This window comes from Haemophilus sp. HMSC71H05 (assembly GCF_001838635.1).
Classification (GTDB): Bacteria; Pseudomonadota; Gammaproteobacteria; order Enterobacterales; family Pasteurellaceae; genus Haemophilus_D; species Haemophilus_D parainfluenzae_R.
Window position 1 is genome coordinate 137,523 of sequence record NZ_KV838038.1, and the last position, 16,762, is coordinate 154,284.

Here is a 16,762-nt window from a genome sequence, read left to right on the forward strand (position 1 = left end):
AGTGCGGTTCTTTTTTTATTGTTTTGTTGCGGTATCTTCAGCTAATTTGCCATTGGCTTTCGCTTCTTTTACCCATTGAGGTACAACAGTTTCTAAGAATTCTTTTTTCGCTTGACGTTCTTTCTCGATATCAATACCCATTACTTTCCATGCTTTATCAGCTGTAGAAATATCTGGTACTTCAACCGGAGTTTTCACGCCATGTTTAGTTAAGATTGCTGCAAGTTTAGCACGTGCATCCGCTGCTTTGTCGATACCAGAACCTAATACACGAAGCATTACATCAGGTGCGTGCATGTGACCACCGTGACTTGCTGCTGCGTAGTCCCAACGCCATTGAGCGTGACGGATATCCATTAAAGCAGGTTCCATTTCTTCTTTAGTTGCACCAGCATCCCATGCTGCTTTCGCTTCAAAGTGAGCACGAACAACTTGATCTTCTAAACGACCCATTACATCTTTCACTTCTTTTTTACGTGAAGCAACGATGTCTTTAAGTTTTTCTTTGCTTTGATCGTGACAGTTTGCACATGTGGTATCAAATGCATCGAATGGGTTTTGGATTTGGTGGTCGGTGTAAACTTTACCGTCTTTACCTTGTACTTTAGGCATGTGACAGTCGATACAAGTTACGCCGTTTTTACCGTGCATACCTAAAGACCAAATTTCAAAGTCAGGGTGTTGCGCTTTTAACATTGGTGCTTTAGAAAGCGAGTGAGTCCAGTCACTGAAGCCGATATCATCGTAGTATTTTTCGATGTCATCAACAGTTTGACCGTTGTTCCACGGGAAGGTTACTTGTTTTAAGTCGCCTGCGAAGTAGTATTCAACGTGACAGTTTGCACAGATTTCAGCACGTTTTTCAGTGCGAGCAGCTGTGTTAAAGCTTAAGTTAGCTTGTTCTTTACCTTCAGCTTTTGCTTTTGCTTGAAGTGCATTATTTAAGTGATCTAATGCACGAAGAACGTGTGGACGAGCAATACGTAATGCAGGTTTGCCTTCAGCAAAGTCTTTAGAGGTCGTATCGTGACAGTCAGCACAACCGATCGAGTTGACAATTTCTGGTCCACCTTTAGCCCATTTGGCACCAAAGTAACCATCTTCACCCCATTCTGCAATTAAACGAGGAACGTCTGGACCTTTACAAGTCCAACATGCCATTGGTTGTGGGCCATCATTTGCATTTTTGGGCGCACCAGTACGTAAAATATTACGTACATCTTCTACTGCATAAACGTGACCACGAGGTGCGTTATATTCTTTTGCAAAAGAATAGCCGCCCCATAACACGATTAAACGAGGATCTTGTTCATCTGCATAGATGATTTTGTCGCCTTTTTCAGTCGCTTTCCACGAATTGAATTGGCTAGGATATTTCTCAGCGAATTTTTCATTCACTGCGTCAATTTTTAAATTAGGGTTTGGTGCTTCCACAGGTTGTTCAACAGGCTTGTATACCATTTCAGCCATCGCTGAATTATATACACCTAAAGCTGCGAAAGAAGTCGCCAGGATAAGGCTTTTTCTCAATGCGTTCACGATAATCACTCCATTAGGAAAGAATAAAAAAACAATTTTAAATGCGAACAATTCCTATTAAGCTTTTGAATTCACTCATAAAAATAGCTCAACGCAAGCATAAGATACCAAAAAGCAGTAGTTTTCCTAAGGTTTTTTTTCAAAACTTTGAGGTTGATCAAACTTTAAAATCAAAATACTCATAAAGGGGTATATCAGGTATAGGAAAGTGGTAAGAGGAGAATACCTTGAAAGAGGAAAAAGTGCGGTTGAGTTTTATCGTGTTTTTTTACTTGTTTGAGAGAGATTAAACCCTTGTGATTAGCCACTCTAGATGGCTTTTTCTAATACCATTGTTACGCAAACGTTAAAATGTAAATTTTTTGTAAAAATCAGTGTAAAAAGCAAACATTTCCTTGATCTTATACTTGGGTCAGTTATACTCCCGAAACTTAATGATTTATTCGCTTAGTTTGTATTATTTGAGCGTGTTAGAAACTTGACCTATTTGTTTGGGAGAACCTTTTTATGAACAAAGTATTTAAGATTATTTGGAATAAAACGACACAATCTTTCGTCGTGACATCAGAATTAGCGAAAGGAGCCGTAAAAGCTTCTTCTAACTCCGAACAACGTGTATCAAGCGAAACACGTTTATCTTCTCTTTTCAAACTTTCTGCATTTGCACTTTCTTTATCTGCAGTGATGATGCCGGCGCAAGCGAACGTGATTGTGGGGGATGGAAGCAATGCGCCTACAAATGTACATCCTTTTAGTATTGCGGTTGGGAACAGTGCCACATCAGCAAGCGGTGGAAGTACTACCGCTATTGGTTATGGCGTAAATGGTCGTTATGACAATAGTGTGCTGATTGGTGATGGCACAGGAAATTATGGTGGAACAACGGGTAGTCGTAATATTCTCATCGGTCAAAATGCTCAAGTTGGCGATAGCACTTCTGTTGTACGAGTAAACCAGTCTATTGCTATTGGAGCTGGCATTAGAGCTGATAAAGCGGCTACATTTGGTGGTAATTCTATTACTGAGGGTGCATGGGCTCGAGGCGATCAATCAATTGCGATTGGCGGTAATGTTATTTCTTATGGTAATGCATCGGTTGCGATTGGCGGGGATGATACTGATAAAGCAGCGGCTACACAAACGACTTATATCAATACTAATGGCCAAGATAAAACGGGAACGGTTCAACAAGCATTTAAAGATTTAACTGGAGGGGATCTTCAAACTCCCCGTTGGATGAATACGATTGCTGGTGAGGCTGCTGTATCATTAGGAACAAAAACAAAATCTGGGGATCTTTCATTAGCATTAGGTTCATTGGCTGCAGCTCAAAAAACGAATGCTGTCGCTGTTGGTACAGGAGCTAATGCAACTTTTGCAAACTCTGTTGCGATTGGTGGCGGTTCTGCGACGGATAAAGCGGGGGTTGCCTATACTACTCGTACTATTTTAGGGACAACTTATACTTGGGCTGGTGGTGCTGATACTATCGCGGGGGACGTTGTTTCCATTGGTAAAAAAGGCTATGAACGTCAACTCATCAACTTATCACCAGGTGATATTTCTGCAAACTCGACTGATGCAATCAATGGTTCTCAGCTTTATGCTGCGATGGCAGAAATTGAAAAAATTCGTTATTTCTCGGTTAATTCGACTGTTGAGGGAAATAAAAATAATAATGGTGCAACGGCAGTTAATTCTATTGCAATTGGCCCAGATGCGAAATCAAGTGCAGTTAATGGCGTTTCATTAGGTAATAATGCAACCAGTAATTTTTCAAATTCTACAGCGATTGGTTTTGCGACCCATGCTAATGGTGGTAATGCTACAGCAGTGGGTACAAATGCTAAAGCCGTTACTAACTCGACAGCACTAGGTTCTAATACAGATGCTAAAGAGTTAGGCGTGGCCATTGGCCATACTGCCTCTTCTGCTTATGCAGGCGTTGCTACGGGGGCAAATGCAAATGTTAGTGGCATTTATGGTATCGCAATAGGTAATAATGCTAATGCTTCAGAACAAGCATCTATTGCTATCGGTAAAGGTGCTATGGGTACAGCAGCTGATGCTGTAGCGATTGGTTCATCAGCTAATGCAACGGTGCAAAATTCGGTTGCATTAGGTAAAGACAGTGTTGCAGGTGGCAATGTTTTCGGTGGAACTGCCTATGAAGCCGCTTTCAAAAATGATAATGGCGTGAGTGAAAATAAACAGTTTAAAGCAGGTCTAGCTAATAATTCGCTTGGTGCTGTTTCTGTTGGCAAAGAGGGTTTTGAACGTCAAATTCAAAATGTTGGTGCGGGCCGTGTTACTGCAGACTCTACTGATGCAATTAACGGTTCACAGCTTTATACCGTATTAACTTATAGTGGCTTTAACGTACAACAAAATGGTACTTCTAAATCACGTATCAATAACAATGGTTTTGTGAACTTTAAAGATGGTAATTTAACCACAGTAAATGTAACTGATGCTGAAAATGGCACTATTGTGAAATTTGATGTGAATACAACAAATATCACGACTAATACGACAACTGGTAATGCAACAGCTACAAATCCTAATAATATTGCTACGGCAGGTGATGTCACTGACGCCATTAATAATGTTCGTAACATGCCAATTACTTTCACGGGTAATACCGGAAGTGCGGTCAAAAAATTAGGTGAATCTTTAGGCATTGTAGGTGATGGTACCGATATTACAAGTACAGCTGATGCAAACAATGTGACATTTACGTTAAATAAATCAACTGCTGTTACAGCAGGGGACAATAAGGCTGTAACCAGTGGTGCAGTTGATACCGCCATTAAAGCCATCAACTTGACTACAGCAGGTAATACAGGGGCTGGTTCGGTTAATCTAGCAGCACAATCTTTAAATATCACAGGTTCAAATGGTTTAACGACAGTCGCAACTGGCAATGGTATTGAAGTTAAAATTGATGATGCAACTCGTCAGAAAATTGATAGAGAAGTTTCGGCCTCTGTTTCAAATGGTTCAGCTGCAGTTTCTGTTACAGCTAACGGCACGACTAAAAATGCTGATGGCGTAGACGTAACAGATTATGCTGTCGATCTTTCTCAAACAACAAAAGATGATATTCAAAAAGGTGTTGATGCGAATACTACCGTTAACACTAAAGGTTTAACGTTTACAGGTGATACTAAAGAGTCTGATGTTAAGAAATTAGGTGATAAAGTCGCAATTACTGGTGATGATAATATTACCACTGAAGCGAATCCTAATGGTGTTCAAGTTAAGTTAAACAAAGATCTTAAAGTTGATAGCGTCAAGGCAGGTGATACAACCATTAATAACGATGGTTTAACTGTTAACGGTGGACCAAGTGTAACCAAATCAGGTATTAATGCAGGTGACAAAAAAATCACAGGTGTTGCAGCAGGTACCGATGACACTGATGCAGTGAATGTTTCGCAATTGAAAGAAGTGAAAGAGATTGCTAACAAAGGTTGGAATCTATCAGTAAATACCGGTGAAAATAAATCTAATATCGCACCAGATGCGACAGTCGATTTAAGAAGTGCCAATGACAACATTCAAATCACTAAAGATGGCAATAATGTAACATTTAAGTTAAATGACACGATTAATGTGACTAATGTTAATGCTACAGGTAATGTAACAGCAGGTGATACAACCATTAATAACGATGGTTTGACGATTACTGGTGGCCCAAGTGTGACTAAATCAGGTATTGATGCTGCAGGTAACAAAATTAGCAACGTGGCAGACGGTAATGTAGCACCGGATAGCAAAGAAGCTGTGAACGGTAGTCAATTATATTCATTAGGCGATACAATCAATAAGAAAATTGATGGTATGGGCTTCAATTTAACAACGAATGGTACTGAGACACCGGCTCTTTCTGACGCAGATAAACGTATTACGAGCAATGAAACATTTGCAATTAATCAAGGTAAAAATATTAAGGTTACCCAAATTACAAATGGTTATGAAATTGCGACATCAGATAATATGACACTAGGCGAAAAAGCAGAAGATGGAAAACCAGGTACTGATGGATCGTTAGATGTTAAAGGTAAAGATGGTTCTGCTGTTTCAATTAACGGAAAAGATGGTTCAATCGGTTTAGCGGGTAAAGATGGTGCAAATCCACTTACAATTAAGACCGCAGAGGGCCCTGCTGGTGTAGATGGTGATGATACAACTAAGAAACCTCGCCTAGATATAAACGGTGAAAGTGTTGCAACTTTAAATGATGGCTTGAAGTTTACAGGTAATAATGAAAGTACGGTAAACAAACATAAACTGAATACCTTAGTGAAAATTAAAGGTGAAGGTGTAGCTGAAGCAGAGTCAACAAACTTTAAATCAGCAGCAGGTAATATCAATGTTAAAGCAGATGGCACTGATACATTAGAAGTTCAGTTAGCTAAAGACTTAAAAGGGTTAAATAGTGCTGAATTTAAAGATGCATCAGGTGATGTGACAAAAATCACTCCAGCAGGTGTTGCAGTTAATAAAGCGGATAATTTGAATGCAGATGGTTCAGTTAAAGATCCAAATAAAACTGTATCAATCTCTAATACTGGCGTGAATGCAGGTGGAAACAAAGTCACTAATGTTGCAGATGGTGATGTGAATGCAGATAGCAAAGATGCAATAAACGGTAGCCAACTTTATAATGCTGTAGCGACTACTAATTTAACACCTAATACAACAGGAAAAATTGATACACCTGTAGACGGCTCTAAATTGGTGAATGCAACTACTGTTGCAAATGCAATCAATAATTCTGGTTGGAATGTCACTGTGAATAAAGATGGTGGTGAAGCTGAGGGTGAAACTGTTCAAAAGGTAAGTCCAGGTAGTACCGTGACTTATATCGCAGGACAAAATATCAAAATTAAGCAAGATGGTATGAATTTTACCATTTCAACCACAAAAGACTTGAAAGCTGAAAATGTTACTGCAACAACGGTTAACACTACTACCATCAATCTTGGCGAAGGTGATAACTCAACCCCAATTACAGTAGTAAGTGGTAAAGATGCAGCACCAAATCTTGATGGTAAAACACCAAATCGTATGAACTTTGGTGGTGAAACTATCGCAACATTAAGTGATGGCTTAAAATTTGGCGCAAACGTAGGCGATGTTTACGGTGCGAAATTAAATAGTCAAATCAATGTGAAAGGCGCTGATAGCAACACAAACTGGAGTGAGTTTGATGGTGGCGATAATGTGATGACAAACATTGATAAGAGCGGTAATGTTCGTGTAGGTATCAAGAAAAACCTTAAAGTGGAAAGTGTAACGGCAAACAAATTCACTGCGGGTGATACTGTGATTGATAATAATGGTGTAACCATTAAAAATGGTCCAAGTATGACTAAAAATGGTATTGATGCAGGTAATAAACAAATTACCAATGTTGCCCCAGGACGCATTGCAGCAGACAGTACTGATGCGGTAAACGGTAGCCAATTACACGAAGTAAAAGCTGACATGAATAACAAGATCAACCACTTAAATGGTCAAGTGAACAAGTTAGGTAAACGTGTAAATGCAGGTACTGCAAGCGCGTTAGCGGCTTCTCAATTACCACAGGCTTACATTCCAGGTAAGAGCATGGTATCTGTGGCAGCGGGTAATTACCAAGGTCAAAATGCAGTGGCATTAGGTATGTCACGTATTTCAGACAACGGTAAAATCATTATTCGTTTAGCGGGTACTAGCGATACACAAGGTAAAGTGGGTGTAGCAGTTGGTGCAGGTTACCACTGGTAATTTATCGTTAATAAACAAAAGGCATGGGGAACCATGCCTTTTTTGTTGCTAAAAGTGCGGTCGATTTTCATCGCGTTTTTCGTATAATAGGATGTGTTAACTCGGAGAAGAATATGATTATCGGACCTTATATTAATGCTCTGGCGATTATTAGTGGCGCAGTCATTGGCTCGGCGCTCGGTGGACGCATTCCAGAACGTTTACGCACTAATTTAACCTTAATTTTTGGTTTGTGTTCTATGGGCATGGGCATTGTGATGGTCGCGAAAACCACCAATATGCCCGCAATGATTTTATCGGTGTTATTGGGTACGATTATTGGCGAGTTGCTTTTATTAGAACACGGAATTAATAAGCTTGCCTCATCAGCGAAAGGTCTTGTTGAAAAGATGTTCCCTGATACACCAAGTAGCATGCATAGCCAAGAAGAGTTCTTATCTAAATTTGTTGCGATTGTGGTTTTATTTTCATTTAGTGGAACGGGTATTTTTGGGGCGATGAATGAAGGGATGACAGGTGATTTTGATATTCTTATTGTGAAATCCTTTCTAGATTTTTTCACCGCGATGATTTTTGCTACATCGCTTGGCATTTCTGTAGCAAGTATTTTTGTACCACAAACATTGGTTCAAGTGATTTTAGCTTATTCTGCAGTGTTTATTATTCCTTTCGTAACACCTGAAATGCGGGGGGATTTTGCGGCAGTAGGCGGTATGTTAATGATTGCGGCAGGCTTTCGCATTTGTAATATCCAAATGTTCCATGTAGCGAATATGTTGCCGGCTCTTTTTCTCGCCATGCCGATTTCTCATTTCTGGAGCACCTTTTTCTAAAAAATAGGCGTGTATAGCGCCTATTTCTTTTTCTGACAATGTGGGCAATAAAAGCTATTGCGTTGCCCAATAATCATACTTTCAATCTTAGTGCCACATTTTGGACAAGGTTTGTCTTTGTTTCCGTAAACTAACAATTCTTGCGCAAAATAACCGGGGCGACCATCAGGTTGTAAGAAATCTTTTAATGTTGTTCCACCTTGTGTAATGGCTTTCGCTAATACGTTTTTAATTGTTTCAACGAGTAAGGTACATTGGTTTCGAGTAAGATTTTCGGCTAATTTCATTGGGTGCAAACCACATAAAAAGAGCGTTTCATTGGCATAAATATTTCCTACACCCACGACGACAGCATTATCCATTAAAAAGGATTTAAGTGCGGTCGATTTTTTACGTGATTTTTTAAAAAGGTATTCTGCGTTAAATTCATCAGAAAGCGGTTCAGGGCCAAGTTTTAGGAAAAGATGAAAGTCGTCTAAGTTTTCCGTCCATAGCCATGCACCAAAGCGTCTAGGGTCGTTATAACGCAGTAATTTGCCATTATTCATCACAATATCAAGGTGATCGTGTTTATCAATAGGACTGTTATGAGGCACAATTCGAACGGAGCCAGACATCCCTAAATGGCCAATGATGTAACCTTTTTCTGTGTGAATAATTAGATATTTCGCACGACGAGAAGTATCCAAAATTTTGACGTTTTTGAGCGTTGTTAATTCTGGAGAAACAACCCAGCGTAATTGTGGTTGGCGCACTACAATTTTTTCAATGGTAAAACCTTTCAAATAGGGACTGACACCGCGTAGGGCAGTTTCGACTTCAGGAAGTTCAGGCATAGATAATCTCAGTAATGAATTTATGGTATAAAAAAACCCGAACAATGTCGGGCTTTTTTTAAAATCAGCAAAATTATTTGATTTTTGCTTCTTTATAGATAACGTGTTTACGCACTACTGGATCAAATTTTTTGATTTCCATTTTTTCAGGCATATTACGTTTGTTTTTATCAGTTGTGTAGAAGTGACCAGTCTCTGCTGTAGAAACTAAACGGATTTTCTCACGAGCGCCTTTAGCTGCCATGTTTTAGCTCCTTAGATTTTTTCGCCACGAGCACGGATTTCAGCTAACACTGCATCAATGCCTTTTTTATCGATAATACGCATACCTTTCGCAGTTAAACGTAAGGTTACGAAACGGTTTTCACTTTCAACCCAGAAACGGTGAGTGTGAAGGTTTGGAAGAAAACGACGACGTGTCGCATTCAACGCGTGTGAGCGGTTGTTACCCACAGCTGGACGCTTGCCTGTTACTTGACAAACTCTAGACATAATAATCTCCAATAATTTAAATATAAGCTCGAGCTTATGGTTCGGATAATGAAGCTTAAAACTAAGCTTGCTTCCTCGTCAGGTCGCAGTATCCGACCCACTTACTATATTAAAGGTCGCAAATTATACTGACTTTATTTTCATTTCTCAAGTCCAAAAGCGATTTTTCCGTCTTTAAATGGAAATGAACGATAAAAAAATCATCAAATTCCCTAAAACTATAGCAGATTATGTTCTGCAAAAGAATAACAAGTCCCTTTGCCGACAATAAAATGATCCAAAATACGAATATCCATTAACTCAGCTGCTTCAATAATTTTTTGTGTAATCAGTTTGTCGGAATAACTAGGTTCAGCGATACCCGAAGGATGATTATGAGCCAGAATTAAGGCGGCAGCATTGCAGTAAAGGCTTTCTTTAATGATTTCACGTGGATAAACATTCGTCACATTAATTGTGCCTAAAAATAACCGCTCTTTTTTAATCAAACGATGTTGATTATCTAAAAATAACACCATAAAAATTTCACGTTCTTCGTGATGAAGCTCTGCTTGAAGATAAAGTTTTACCGTGGATGTGTCGCTAAATACATGCTCTATCAGTAATTCTTGCTTGAGATAGCGTTTGGTCATTTCTGTGGTGGCTTGTAGTTGGATAAACTGCGTAATGCCTAATCCTTTTACTTTGCAAAAGGCTTCTTTATCAGCACTTAATAAGGCTCGAAGAGAGCCAAAATGTTGAAGCACGCTATGTGATAATTCCATGACAGGGCAACCTTTAATACCTGTTCGTAGAAAAATAGCAAGTAATTCGTGATCTTCGAGGGCTTCAACGCCATATTTCAACAATTTTTCGCGAGGCATTAAAGGAGAGTTTGTTTGCATATTAATTAATGAAAAGAAAAAAGTGCGGTCAATTTTCATGATGTTTTCAATCTTTGCGAGAAATCAGTTTTGTCTTTGGTATAGCGATCGCAAAAATAAAATTTTTTATTGGTGAAATTTGAAGTAAAATAGGCGACCTTAAGTTGTTAAGTACTAACACACAAAACATATCCATTCTATTAAGTCGTAGCGGAGTAGCAAATGAGCTTGAGCGGAAAGCGTATTGTTGTCGGGATTACAGGGGGCATAGCCGCCTATAAAACCATTGAGTTTATTCGTTTATTACGCAAATCTAACGCAGAAGTTCGAGTAGCTTTAACGCCTGCTGCCGCTGAATTTGTTACCCCTTTAACGTTACAAGCCATTTCAGGCAATGCGGTTTCTCAATCTTTACTTGATCCTCAAGCCGAATTAGCCATGGGGCATATTGAGCTAGCCAAATGGGCTGATGCGATTGTGATTGCGCCAGCCAGTGCCGATTTTATTGCGCGTTTAACCGTTGGAATGGCAAATGATTTACTAAGTACGATTTGTCTTGCGACAAGTGCGCCTATTTTGCTCGCACCGGCTATGAATCAACAGATGTACCATCAGGCGATTACACAACAAAATTTAACCGCCCTTTCTGCGCGAGGTATTTACTTTGTGGGGCCAAATAGTGGCTTTCAAGCTTGTGGCGATGTGGGGGCAGGCAGAATGTCAGAACCCGCTGAAATTTTTGAGTCGCTTCAATCACTGTTTGCTGTTCAACAAGATTTAGCTGATTTAAGTGTCACTATTACAGCAGGTCCGACTCGTGAGGCTATCGATCCTGTTCGTTATATTTCTAATCACAGCTCAGGCAAAATGGGCTTTGCGATTGCCGAGGCCTTTGCTAAACGTGGGGCTAATGTCACTTTAATTGCGGGGCCTGTTAATCTTGCTACGCCAAAGAATGTTCATCGTATTGATGTGACAACTGCCCATGAAATGTGGCAAGCCTCTCTTGAAAGTGCGGTCAAAAATCGTATCTTTATTGGCTGTGCCGCAGTGGCCGATTATCGAGTCGCGGAAGTCGCCGATCAAAAAATTAAGAAAACCAATGATAACGATGAGCTTTCTCTTAAATTGGTGAAAAATCCAGACATTATCGCAAGTGTGGCAAGTTTAGAAAAAGATCGTCCGTTTGTTGTAGGCTTTGCAGCTGAAACGCAAAATGTCGCTGAATATGCGAAGAGCAAACTTCAACGAAAAAATTTAGATATGATTTGTGCCAATGATGTATCGGGTGGACAAGTATTCGGACAAGATCAAAATGCCTTGCAGATCTTTTGGAAAACAGGCGAAAAATCGTTGCCGTTGGCTGACAAAAATAAATTGGCAGAAGTGTTAGTCACAGAAATTGTTGAGCATTATCACAAATAAAATAGGCTCAAAATTCGTTAGATTTTGTGACCGCACTTTTGTATGACAGATTTCTTTTAAAGGATAAATAAGCATGAAAAAAATTGATGTAAAAATTTTAGATAGCCGTATTGGCAATGAATTTCCTTTACCAACCTATGCAACCGAAGGTTCAGCAGGTTTGGATTTACGTGCATTGCTTGAAGAGGGCATTGAAATTCAACCAGGCGAAACCAAACTTATCCCAACTGGCCTTTCAATTTATATTGCCGATCCGAACCTTGCAGCGGTAATTCTGCCTCGTTCTGGTTTAGGTCATAAACACGGTATCGTATTAGGTAACTTAGTGGGCTTAATTGATTCAGATTACCAAGGTCCATTAATGGTATCTGTATGGAATCGTGGTCATGAACCGTTCAAAATTGAAGTTGGTGATCGTATTGCGCAATTAGTGTTTGTGCCAGTAGTACAAGCTGAATTCAATATTGTTAGTGAATTTACCGAAACTGAACGCGGTGAGGGCGGTTTTGGTCATTCAGGTAAAAAATAAACTATGGTAGAACAATTATCTCTCGTTGAAGTTGATGAGATTGGCGCGGAAATCAAACCGCCAAAAATCGAAAAACGCACGGTGAAAGAACGTCGTCAACAAGTGTTGACGGTGCTTACCCATATGCTGCATTCTGAACGGGGAATGGAGCGGATGACGACGGCGCGTTTGGCGGAAGAAGTAGGGGTGTCAGAAGCGGCACTTTATCGTTACTTCCCTAGTAAAACCAAAATGTTTGAAGCGTTGATCGATAATATCGAAGCGAATTTATTTAGCCGTATTACCACATCGATTCGTAATGAAACAAACACCATGAATCGTGTGCGTGACATTATGCAGATGATCCTTGACTTTGCGCGTAAAAACCCTGGTTTGACACGTATTTTGACCGGACATGCATTGATGTTTGAAGAGCCGCTTTTACAGGCTCGTGTCGCTCAATTTTTCGATCGTCTTGAAATGCAATTTGTGAATATTTTACAAATGCGGAAATTACGCGAAGGGCGTGGTTTTAACGTCGATGAACGCATTATTGCAGGGCATTTAGTAACCCTTTGTGAAGGGCAGTTTATGCGTTATGTCCGCACAAACTTCCGTTTAGGTGCAAATCAAAGTTTTGAACAGCAGTGGCGTTTTCTTGAACCGCTTTTTGCTTAATTGACTTTAGTTGATAAATATATGATTATTCCGTGGCAAGAATTGCCAACCGAAACATTAGAAAATATTGTGGAAAGTGTGGTACTTAGAGAAGGTACTGATTATGGTTCACACGAATTTTCTTTAGAACAAAAAAAACAACACCTACTGAACAAGATTCACAATGGAAGTGCAGTGATTGTTTGGTCTGAGTTACATGAATCCATTGATATAAAAGATAAAATGGAATTTCTAAAATAAATCAATAGGAGCTTATATGTCAGAAAATGTAGAATTATTAGAAGAACAAAAGCCGCAGGACGATGATCAGCAACGTGATCCTGCTCTGGATTGGTTCCTTACTCACTGTCATTTACATAAATATCCGGCAAAATCGACCTTAATCCATGCAGGGGAAGATGCCAATATTTTATATTTCTTAATTAAAGGAACGGTGATGGTTTCATCGAAAGATGATGAAGGCAAAGAGATGATTTTATCTTATTTAGGCGCCGGACAATTTTTTGGTGAAGCGGGTTTATTTGATGAAGGCTCGAAACGTTCTGCTTGGGTGAAAACGAAAACGCCTTGTGAAATTGCGGAAATTTCCTATAAAAAATATCGTCAGCTGATTCAAATTAATCCTGAGATTTTAATGTTCCTTACTGCTCAGTTATCAAAACGTTTGCAAAATACATCTCGACAAGTGACAAACTTGGCCTTTTTAGATGTGGCAGGCCGTATTGCTCAGGCGCTTATGCATTTAGCAAAACAACCTGAAGCGATGACGCATCCAGATGGTATGCAGATTAAAATTACACGTCAGGAAATCGGTCAAATGGTAGGCTGTTCGCGTGAAACCGTAGGGCGAATCATTAAGATGCTGGAAGATCAAAATCTCATTCATGCACACGGCAAAACCATTGTAGTTTATGGCACAAGATAGCAAAAATAACCGTCTCTAATCAGACGGTTATTTTGTTTTTGTTACATTGATGTGATAGTTGAAATGTCTTTGTTAATTTTTATACGAAAAGCGAAAAAATACTTCTTTTAGTGCAATATCTTAATTGACAAAATTGCGGAAGACTTCTATCATAACACTGCCTTCCAACGTGGTTTGTTTGGAAGTCAGGATTGGTCTCCTGAATATAATAAGTGGCTTTTAAAAGATACTTAATCTTTTAATTTTATATCGCAGACTGGAACCCCAGAGATGCTTTAAATCTATGGTGGGCTAGGTAGAAATCCCGCAGGGATGCGATGCAGTAAGCCACTTGCTGTTAAGACCAATTCTGCTTAGTTCCACCACCCTTTCAAAACAATCTTCATTTTCAAACATTCATTTAACTCTCTCCAGACAAGAAATTCTTAGCTAAAGTGCGGTCATTTTTTACTTTATTTTTGGCAAAAAAATACCGACACATTTCTGAGTCGGTATTTCATTTAGTGTGTGTTATTTTACTTTTTGTTTCATGGCTTCTGCCACAAGTTCAGCTTCAGGGCCGAGAACCACTTGTAAGCCATCGTTACCAATTTTCACGATACCTTTTGCACCAAGAGACTTAAGCTGTTCTTCATTAATTTTGTGTTGATCGACTAAGCTTAAACGTAAGCGAGTGATACAAGCATCAATATTTTTGAGGTTATCTGCACCACCTAAAGCATCAATAAATTTGACCGCTCTTTCTTCGCGAGATTGGCTCGCTGCTGGTTGTGCTGCAGTCGTTTCTTCCGTTTCTTCTGTGCGACCTAATGTTTTTAAGTTGAACGCTTTAATTGCAAAACGGAATACGGCATAGTAAATCACGAAGAATACTAAGCCTTGTACGATTAGCATATACCATTCAACTGCTAACGGGTTGCGTGATGAAAGCACCATATCCACGAGACCTGCACTGAAACCGAAGCCTGCGATCCAATGCATTGTCGCCGCGATAAAGACGGAAATACCGGTTAATACCGCGTGGATGAAGTAAAGCACTGGCGCAACAAACATGAAAGAGAATTCTAACGGTTCAGTGATACCCGTAAAGAATGAGGCAAATGCACCCGCAAGCATAATGGATGCAACTTTTGTTTTTTGGTTTGGTTTAGCACTGAGATAAATCGCTAATGCCGCACCCGGTAAACCGAACATCATGACAGCGAAGAAACCGGCTTGATACATACCCGTTACACCAACTGTTGCCGTACCTTCAGCAAGTGATTTAGCACCACCTAAGAAGTTTGGAATATCGTTGATACCGGCCACGTCAAACCAGAATACAGAGTTTAATGCGTGGTGTAAGCCAACCGGAATGAGTAAACGGTTGAAGAAACCATAAAGACCCGCACCAACTGCACCTAAATCTTTAATGCTTTCACCGAATGATACTAAACCGCCGAAAATATATGGCCAGATGTAAAGTAATACGAAGCTGAGAAGCATCATGACAAAAGACACAACAATCGGCACGAGACGTTTTCCGCTAAAGAAGGAAAGCGCTTTTGGCAATTCTACTTGATAGAAGCGGTTATAAAGTTCAGCCGAAATCACCCCGATTAAAATCCCAATAAATTGGTTATTGATTTTCCCGAAAGCGGCGGGCACTTCACTTACATCGATATGTTGTAGTTGAGCCACACTGCCAGGTGAAAGTAGAGTGGTTACCACATAGTAACCTACTAAACCTGAAAGCGCAGCGGAACCATGTTTGTCCTTAGATAAACCGAAAGTAACGCCAACGGCAAAAAGCAGGCCCATGTTATCGATGATAGCACCGCCTGATTTAATTAAAAATGCAGCAAGTTGACTGTTTGCACCCCAGCCATCAGGGTCAAGCCAATAACCGATACCCATCAGTACAGCAGCTGCTGGTAAGACAGCGACAGGTACCATCAAGGCCTGCCCAATTTTTTGCGCATAACCTAACACATTCATTTTTTTCTCCTATTTATAAGTAATGAAGTATTACTTCATATTTTAAAGTAAAAAAAAATATTTTGTATAGATGTTGTCACTTTATCTTAAATTTGAGAAGCCGATCACAAATTTTGAAATTAAACTTCAAAAAATATTTTTTTATGGTGTGAGTTTTACTATAATGACAAAAGAGCCAAAAGGACACCAAGTGTAACTGTCTAATATAGGAGTTTATATGTCGAAATTATCACATAATGAAGTCTTAGATAAAATCAAATTTGGTCTTATTGCTTCTTGTCAGCCTGTCGATGACGGCCCGATGGATAAACCAGAAATCGTGGCGGCGATGGCACAGGCTTCTGTTATTGGTGGCGCAGCAGGATTGCGTATTGAGGGCGTAGAAAATCTCAAAGCAACACGCCCTACCGTGAATGTGCCGATTATTGGTATTGTGAAACGAGATTTACCTGACAGCCCAGTGCGAATTACCCCATTTTTGCATGATATTGAAGATTTAGCGAAAGCGGGTGCAGATATTATTGCCGTGGATGGGACAAATCGTCCTAGATCGGTAGATATTGAAAGTGCGGTCAAAAAAATCCACGAATTAGGCTGTTTAGCCATGGCAGATTGTTCGAATTTAGAAGAAGGTTTGTATTGTCAAAAACTCGGTTTTGATATCGTGGGTAGTACGATGTCTGGCTACACAGGTGGTGCTGTACCTGAAGAGCCTGATTATCAATTAGTCAAAGATTTGAAAGCCGCAGGCTGTCGTGTCATGGCGGAAGGACGTTATAACACCCCTGAGTTGGCGAAAACAGCAATTGAAATTGGTGCTTATTGCGTGACAGTTGGTTCTGCATTAACGCGTTTAGAGCATATTGTAAGCTGGTTTGCTAAAGCCATTCATTCAGCAAAAAAATAAAGGA

The 16,762-nt window shown here is 39.8% G+C and carries 14 protein-coding genes; 8 read left to right on the top strand and 6 right to left on the bottom strand.

Annotation, left to right across the window (positions count from 1 at the left end):
• Window positions 1–15 precede the first annotated feature (15 nt).
• Complete coding sequence (nrfA, locus tag HMPREF3279_RS09510; RefSeq protein ID WP_180365036.1) at window positions 16–1,539, bottom strand: ammonia-forming nitrite reductase cytochrome c552 subunit; 1,524 nt, start codon at window positions 1,537–1,539, stop codon at window positions 16–18.
• A gap of 507 nt (window positions 1,540–2,046) precedes the next feature.
• Here nrfA and HMPREF3279_RS10060 point away from each other — a divergent pair.
• A complete protein-coding gene (locus HMPREF3279_RS10060; RefSeq protein ID WP_083327193.1) occupies window positions 2,047–7,314 on the top strand; it encodes a YadA-like family protein in 5,268 nt (1,755 codons plus the stop codon).
• Window positions 7,315–7,427: 113 nt separating this feature from the next.
• Window positions 7,428–8,147 (top strand): DUF554 domain-containing protein, encoded by a 720-nt coding sequence (locus HMPREF3279_RS09520; RefSeq protein ID WP_070868991.1) that lies wholly within the window; start codon window positions 7,428–7,430, stop codon window positions 8,145–8,147.
• Between the two features lie 20 nt (window positions 8,148–8,167).
• On the opposite strand, the gene mutM is transcribed toward HMPREF3279_RS09520, so the two are convergent.
• The 4 genes from mutM to radC all read right to left on the bottom strand — a co-directional run bounded on the left by mutM (window position 8,168) and on the right by radC (window position 10,359).
• A complete protein-coding gene (gene mutM, locus HMPREF3279_RS09525; protein ID WP_070868992.1) occupies window positions 8,168–8,983 on the bottom strand; it encodes a DNA-formamidopyrimidine glycosylase in 816 nt (271 codons plus the stop codon).
• 73 nt (window positions 8,984–9,056) lie between these two features.
• Window positions 9,057–9,227, bottom strand: a complete 171-nt coding sequence (gene rpmG / locus HMPREF3279_RS09530) for a 50S ribosomal protein L33 (protein ID WP_005613503.1) — start codon at window positions 9,225–9,227, stop codon at window positions 9,057–9,059.
• An 11-nt stretch (window positions 9,228–9,238) separates the two neighbouring features.
• Window positions 9,239–9,475 carry a 50S ribosomal protein L28 gene (rpmB, locus tag HMPREF3279_RS09535; RefSeq protein WP_005599762.1) on the bottom strand — a complete coding sequence of 79 codons (237 nt, stop codon included), beginning with the start codon at window positions 9,473–9,475 and terminating at the stop codon, window positions 9,239–9,241.
• Between the two features lie 218 nt (window positions 9,476–9,693).
• Window positions 9,694–10,359: a RadC family protein gene (gene radC, locus HMPREF3279_RS09540; protein WP_070869050.1), complete on the bottom strand. Its 666-nt coding sequence runs from the start codon at window positions 10,357–10,359 to the stop codon at window positions 9,694–9,696.
• Between the two features lie 201 nt (window positions 10,360–10,560).
• On the opposite strand from radC, the gene coaBC reads away from it, so the two are divergent.
• From coaBC to crp, 5 genes are all read left to right on the top strand, one after another.
• Window positions 10,561–11,763, top strand: coding sequence for a bifunctional phosphopantothenoylcysteine decarboxylase/phosphopantothenate--cysteine ligase CoaBC (gene coaBC, locus HMPREF3279_RS09545; RefSeq protein ID WP_070868993.1), 1,203 nt, complete (start codon window positions 10,561–10,563; stop codon window positions 11,761–11,763).
• Between the two features lie 73 nt (window positions 11,764–11,836).
• Window positions 11,837–12,292, top strand: coding sequence for a dUTP diphosphatase (dut, locus tag HMPREF3279_RS09550; RefSeq protein ID WP_005698440.1), 456 nt, complete (start codon window positions 11,837–11,839; stop codon window positions 12,290–12,292).
• 3 nt (window positions 12,293–12,295) lie between these two features.
• Entirely contained in the window at window positions 12,296–12,949 is a 654-nt protein-coding gene (gene slmA / locus HMPREF3279_RS09555; protein WP_070868994.1) for a nucleoid occlusion factor SlmA, read from the top strand.
• 21 nt (window positions 12,950–12,970) lie between these two features.
• Complete coding sequence (locus HMPREF3279_RS09560; RefSeq protein WP_005695554.1) at window positions 12,971–13,189, top strand: YheU family protein; 219 nt, start codon at window positions 12,971–12,973, stop codon at window positions 13,187–13,189.
• Between the two features lie 16 nt (window positions 13,190–13,205).
• Window positions 13,206–13,874 carry a cAMP-activated global transcriptional regulator CRP gene (crp, locus tag HMPREF3279_RS09565; protein WP_049364966.1) on the top strand — a complete coding sequence of 223 codons (669 nt, stop codon included), beginning with the start codon at window positions 13,206–13,208 and terminating at the stop codon, window positions 13,872–13,874.
• Window positions 13,875–14,384: 510 nt separating this feature from the next.
• Here crp and nagE read toward each other — a convergent pair.
• Entirely contained in the window at window positions 14,385–15,851 is a 1,467-nt protein-coding gene (gene nagE, locus HMPREF3279_RS09570) for an N-acetylglucosamine-specific PTS transporter subunit IIBC (protein ID WP_070868995.1), read from the bottom strand.
• Window positions 15,852–16,068: 217 nt separating this feature from the next.
• On the opposite strand from nagE, the gene HMPREF3279_RS09575 reads away from it, so the two are divergent.
• Window positions 16,069–16,758: an N-acetylmannosamine-6-phosphate 2-epimerase gene (locus HMPREF3279_RS09575; RefSeq protein ID WP_070868996.1), complete on the top strand. Its 690-nt coding sequence runs from the start codon at window positions 16,069–16,071 to the stop codon at window positions 16,756–16,758.
• The last annotated feature ends 4 nt before the right edge of the window (window positions 16,759–16,762 follow it).

Bases quoted from the DNA above. Each gene is read 5' to 3' on its own strand.
- HMPREF3279_RS10060 (WP_083327193.1), top strand. From the start codon at position 2,047: ATGAACAAAGTATTTAAGATTATTTGGAATAAAACGACACAATCTTTC.
- HMPREF3279_RS09520 (WP_070868991.1), top strand. From the start codon at position 7,428: ATGATTATCGGACCTTATATTAATGCTCTGGCGATTATTAGTGGCGCA.
- mutM (WP_070868992.1), bottom strand. From the start codon at position 8,983: ATGCCTGAACTTCCTGAAGTCGAAACTGCCCTACGCGGTGTCAGTCCC.
- rpmG (WP_005613503.1), bottom strand. From the start codon at position 9,227: ATGGCAGCTAAAGGCGCTCGTGAGAAAATCCGTTTAGTTTCTACAGCA.
- rpmB (WP_005599762.1), bottom strand. From the start codon at position 9,475: ATGTCTAGAGTTTGTCAAGTAACAGGCAAGCGTCCAGCTGTGGGTAAC.
- radC (WP_070869050.1), bottom strand. From the start codon at position 10,359: ATGCAAACAAACTCTCCTTTAATGCCTCGCGAAAAATTGTTGAAATAT.
- coaBC (WP_070868993.1), top strand. From the start codon at position 10,561: ATGAGCTTGAGCGGAAAGCGTATTGTTGTCGGGATTACAGGGGGCATA.
- dut (WP_005698440.1), top strand. From the start codon at position 11,837: ATGAAAAAAATTGATGTAAAAATTTTAGATAGCCGTATTGGCAATGAA.
- slmA (WP_070868994.1), top strand. From the start codon at position 12,296: ATGGTAGAACAATTATCTCTCGTTGAAGTTGATGAGATTGGCGCGGAA.
- HMPREF3279_RS09560 (WP_005695554.1), top strand. From the start codon at position 12,971: ATGATTATTCCGTGGCAAGAATTGCCAACCGAAACATTAGAAAATATT.
- crp (WP_049364966.1), top strand. From the start codon at position 13,206: ATGTCAGAAAATGTAGAATTATTAGAAGAACAAAAGCCGCAGGACGAT.
- nagE (WP_070868995.1), bottom strand. From the start codon at position 15,851: ATGAATGTGTTAGGTTATGCGCAAAAAATTGGGCAGGCCTTGATGGTA.
- HMPREF3279_RS09575 (WP_070868996.1), top strand. From the start codon at position 16,069: ATGTCGAAATTATCACATAATGAAGTCTTAGATAAAATCAAATTTGGT.